The organism is Citrobacter sp. wls718 (assembly GCF_005280945.1).
In the GTDB taxonomy this organism is placed as follows: Bacteria; Pseudomonadota; Gammaproteobacteria; order Enterobacterales; family Enterobacteriaceae; genus Citrobacter; species Citrobacter gillenii.
This window is the reverse complement of the sequence record NZ_SZWV01000037.1, coordinates 29,617-34,217: the sequence shown is the minus strand read 5'-3', so window position 1 is coordinate 34,217 and position 4,601 is coordinate 29,617. Positions and strand designations below refer to the sequence as shown.

General features: G+C 54.7%; 3 protein-coding genes and 2 tRNA genes. 3 read left to right on the top strand and 2 right to left on the bottom strand.

Annotated features, from left to right (window positions below; all coding sequences use genetic code 11):
• The first annotated feature begins 114 nt into the window (after positions 1-114).
• Positions 115-191, top strand: a tRNA-Met gene (locus FDW95_RS07010).
• A gap of 34 nt (positions 192-225) precedes the next feature.
• Positions 226-302, top strand: a tRNA-Met gene (locus tag FDW95_RS07005).
• A 74-nt stretch (positions 303-376) separates the two neighbouring features.
• Here the strand turns inward: FDW95_RS07005 and amiC are convergent.
• Positions 377-1,630, bottom strand: a complete 1,254-nt coding sequence (gene amiC / locus FDW95_RS07000) for an N-acetylmuramoyl-L-alanine amidase AmiC (RefSeq protein WP_096755860.1) — start codon at positions 1,628-1,630, stop codon at positions 377-379.
• Positions 1,631-1,865: 235 nt separating this feature from the next.
• Between amiC and argA the strand changes: the two genes are divergently transcribed.
• A complete protein-coding gene (gene argA, locus FDW95_RS06995; RefSeq protein WP_096755859.1) occupies positions 1,866-3,197 on the top strand; it encodes an amino-acid N-acetyltransferase in 1,332 nt (443 codons plus the stop codon).
• A 47-nt stretch (positions 3,198-3,244) separates the two neighbouring features.
• Here argA and recD read toward each other — a convergent pair.
• The coding region (gene recD, locus FDW95_RS06990; protein ID WP_249358944.1) for an exodeoxyribonuclease V subunit alpha at positions 3,245-4,601 on the bottom strand (1,357 nt) is incomplete at its 5' end.

The window sequence follows — 4,601 nt, the reverse complement described above, 5'->3', positions numbered from 1 at the left end:
CGGGCTCATAACCCGAAGGTCGTCAGTTCAAATCTGGCCCCCGCAACCAATTAAAATTTGATGTAAGATTTTTGCGAAGTAGTTCGAATCACAAATACAAAGCAAAAAGACGGACGCGGGGTGGAGCAGCCTGGTAGCTCGTCGGGCTCATAACCCGAAGGTCGTCGGTTCAAATCCGGCCCCCGCAACCAATCAAATTTGATAAAATAGAAAGCAGTACGGTGACGCGGGGTGGAGCAGCTTGGTAGCTCGTCGGGCTCATAACCCGAAGGTCGTCGGTTCAAATCCGGCCCCCGCAACCAATACATTAAGCACCCTGACGGGTGTTTTTTTGTTTCTACGGCCCGTAAAAAAAGCGCTTTTCAGCGCTTTTTTGTTATCCCCTTCTTGCCAGCGTCGCCCCATCGGCAAAATACGCTTTGATCCCTGCCAGAATCGACTCCGCCACTTCCTGCTGGAACGTCGCTGTTTTGAGCTTACGCTCTTCTTCAACGTTACTGATAAATGCCGTTTCCACGAGGATAGACGGAATATCAGGGGCCTTCAGTACCGCAAACCCGGCCTGTTCAACCTGGTTCTTATGCAGATTATTCACCTTACCGAGTTTATTCAGTACCGCTTTACCAAACTTCAGGCTGTCGGCGATAGTCAGTGACTGCACCATATCAAACATAGTGTGGTCGACGTAGCGGTCACCACTCTTGCTGACGCCACCAATAAGATCCGAGGCGTTCTGGGTTTGCGCCAAAAATTTTGCGGCCGTACTGGTCGCGCCTTTGGTGGAGAGTGCGAACACCGACGAACCGCTGGGCTGTCGGCTGGTAAACGCATCGGCGTGAATAGAGACAAACAGATCGGCACGCTGTTTCTGAGCTTTAGCCACGCGCACCTTCAGCGGAATGAAGATATCTTCATTTCGCGTCATAAAGACCTTCATGTTGCCTTCTTTCTCAATCAGCGCGCGCAGACGGCGGGCAATTTGTAGCACCACGTCTTTTTCGCGCGTCTTGTATTTCCCCACGGCACCGGAGTCTTCTCCGCCGTGACCGGGATCGAGCATAATGACAATCGGACGATCGCGCCCCGCTTTACCCGGCTGTGGACCACTTTGCGCAGGCGGCACCTGCTTATCCAGATCGCCCTTGTTGTAATCTTCAAGCAACGCCAGCAGAGGATCCTGTACATCCTGGGCATTGGCCGGATAGAGATCCATCACCAGTCGTTCTTTAAAGCCCGCTACCGGTGCCAGCGCAAAAAGCTGTGGCTTCACATTTTGCTTCAGCTCAAACACCATACGCACGGTCTGCGGGTCAAACTGCCCGACTCTTGCCGACTTGATGTACGGATCGTCCGGGCGGATCTGCGTCCCAATACCCTTAAGCACCGAGTTCAAATTGACGCCTTCAATATCTACCACCACACGCTCAGGATTACTCAGGGCAAACTGTTTGTATTTCAGCAGACGATTGGATTCTACCGTGACGCGGGTATAGCTGGACGCTGGCCATACGCGCACCGCAACGACCTGACTCACGGCAGCCAAACCGACCTGACTGACGCTCAAAAGCCACATAGCACCCGCACCTTTCAGTAAACGGCGGCGACTGATTGCTGAATTGGATCCCGACATGCTTCTCCCGAGCAAAAGAAATCTTTAGTAGAGGTAATACGTAAAACGTCCGAATTGACTGGAAACTTTAACGAATGACGCATAATCTGTCATCTACAAAAGGGTAAACATTCTTTTTATATTCACGGCATTACTGGGAAAAATCTTTAGCAGGAATAAAAATTACGCTTGCGCACAACGCGAAAACAGAATAAAAATACACAAATTACGAATAACCATGCAATAGAGGTGTGCCGTGGTGAAGGAGCGTAGAACCGAGCTGGTACAGGGATTCCGCCATTCTGTTCCCTATATCAATACCCATCGGGGAAAAACGTTTGTCATTATGCTGGGCGGCGAAGCCATCGAGCATGAAAATTTTTCCAGTATCGTCAATGATATTGGACTCCTTCATAGCCTCGGCATTCGCCTGGTTGTGGTGTATGGCGCACGGCCACAGATTGATGCCAATCTTGCTGCGCATCATCATGAGCCGGTGTATCACAAGAATACGCGCGTGACCGACGCCAAAACGCTGGAGCTGGTCAAACAGGCAGCTGGTCTGCTCCAGCTTGATATTACTGCACGCCTGTCGATGAGCCTGAACAATACGCCCTTACAGGGTGCGCACATCAACGTGGTCAGCGGGAATTTTATTATCTCCCAGCCGTTGGGCGTGGATGACGGCGTCGATTACTGCCACAGCGGGCGCATTCGTCGTATTGATGAAGAGGCGATTCACCGCCAACTGGACAGCGGCGCCATTGTTCTGATGGGACCTGTCGCCGTTTCCGTGACCGGCGAGAGCTTTAACTTGACGTCTGAAGAGGTCGCCACTCAGTTAGCCATCAAACTGAAGGCGGAAAAGATGATCGGCTTTTGCTCCTCGCAAGGGGTCATTAACGATGATGGCGATATTGTGTCTGAACTGTTCCCCAACGAGGCCCAGGCGCGCGTTGAAGCCCAGGAAGCGATCGGTGACTACAGCTCCGGTACCGTGCGCTTCCTGCGGGGTGCAGTCAAAGCCTGTCGTAGCGGGGTACGCCGCTGCCACCTGATTAGCTATCAGGAAGACGGCACGCTATTGCAAGAACTGTTCTCACGTGACGGGATTGGGACGCAAATCGTGATGGAGAGTGCCGAGCAGATCCGTCGCGCAACCATCAATGATATCGGCGGGATCCTGGAGCTGATCCGCCCGCTAGAGCAGCAAGGTATTCTGGTTCGCCGCTCGCGCGAACAACTGGAAATGGAGATCGACAAGTTCACCATTATTCAGCGCGATAACCTGACCATCGCCTGTGCCGCGTTGTACCCTTTCCCGGAAGAACGAATTGGCGAAATGGCCTGCGTGGCGGTGCATCCGGACTATCGTAGTTCGTCGCGTGGCGAGGTTTTGCTGGAGCGGATCGCCGTGCAAGCCCGACAAATGGGGCTCAGCAAGCTGTTCGTGTTGACCACGCGCAGCATTCACTGGTTTCAGGAGCGCGGCTTTACCCCGGTGGATATCGACCTGCTACCGGAAAGTAAGAAAGAGATGTACAACTATCAGCGGCGGTCAAAAGTGCTGATGGCAGATTTGGGATAGAGGTCGTTGCCGGATATGGCATAAATGCCTTATCCGGCCAACAAAACCTACTCTGTAATGCCGTCATTAAACAGCGCAGACAGCCCGCTGCGACGTTCCGTGCGAATAGCAACAGCCGCAGTTAATATCCGCTCATCGGCGTACAACGACAGGCGGCGGCGCGCGCGGGTAATGGCGGTATATACCAGTTCGCGGGTGACAACGGGCGAGTGCTGGCTAGGCAAAATCAACGCCGCATGATCAAATTCAGACCCTTGCGATTTGTGAACCGTCATCGCCCAGGTGGTTTCATGTTCCGGCAAACGGCTGGGCTGCACCGACTTGATGGACCCATCCGGCAAAGCGAACCATACCCGCAGCCCCTGCCCACGATCGAGCGCAATACCGATATCTCCGTTAAACAGCCCCAGCGAACTGTCATTACGCGCAATCATTACCGGTCGCCCCTCGTACCAGCGGGTATGCGCGGAACGCTGGATTTTACGTTTTTGTACCATCACCTGTTCAAGGCGTTCATTCAGTCCGCTTACGCCGAATGGCCCTTCTCGCAGGGCGCACAGCAGCTGATATTCATTAAATGCCTGAATGACAGCCCCCGGCTCTGCGCCTTCGCGCAACAACGTCAGGTAGCGGCCATATCCGGCTAACGCCTCTTCAAGCATAGCGACATAGTCTTCCCCGCTGCGCAGGGTACGTTTTTCAATATCGCTAAATCCCTGCTGGAATACCGTTTTCAGCGCGGCTTTATCACCGCGATTAATCGCCGACGCCAGCTGGCCGATACCGGAATCACTGCCGAAACGGTAGCTTTTTTGCAGCAGACAGAGGCTGTCCCGCAAAGAGGCGGCCTGGGTGCCCACGCCCGCCGGAATGGTGCTGCCGGTCAGCCGACTCAGCTGTTTTGCGCGTTCGGGGGTAAACCCGGCATTCACAAAGGCACAGATATCCCCCAGCACCGCGCCCGCCTCAACGGACGCCAGCTGGTCGCGATCGCCAAGAAAAATCACCCGCCCGTGCGGCGGTAGCGCATCAATCAGGCGTGACATCATGGGCAAATCAATCATCGAGGCTTCATCCACCACCAGCACATCAAGATGCAGGGGGTTGCCCGCATGATGGCGCAGGCGCTGGCTGCCGGGCTGCGCACCCAACAGCCGATGCAACGTACTGGCATCATCCGGAATGCGTTTCTTTTGCTCATCGGTCAGCGGCAGCTCACGCAGTGCAGCGCCCAGCGATGCGGTCAGACGCGCCGCCGCTTTTCCCGTCGGTGCCGCCAGGCGAATACGACAGCGCTCGCCGTCGGTCATCTGAATCAATGCCGCCAGCAGCCTCGCAACCGTGGTGGTTTTACCGGTGCCCGGTCCGCCGGAGATCACCGATATACGGCGAGTCAGCGTCACG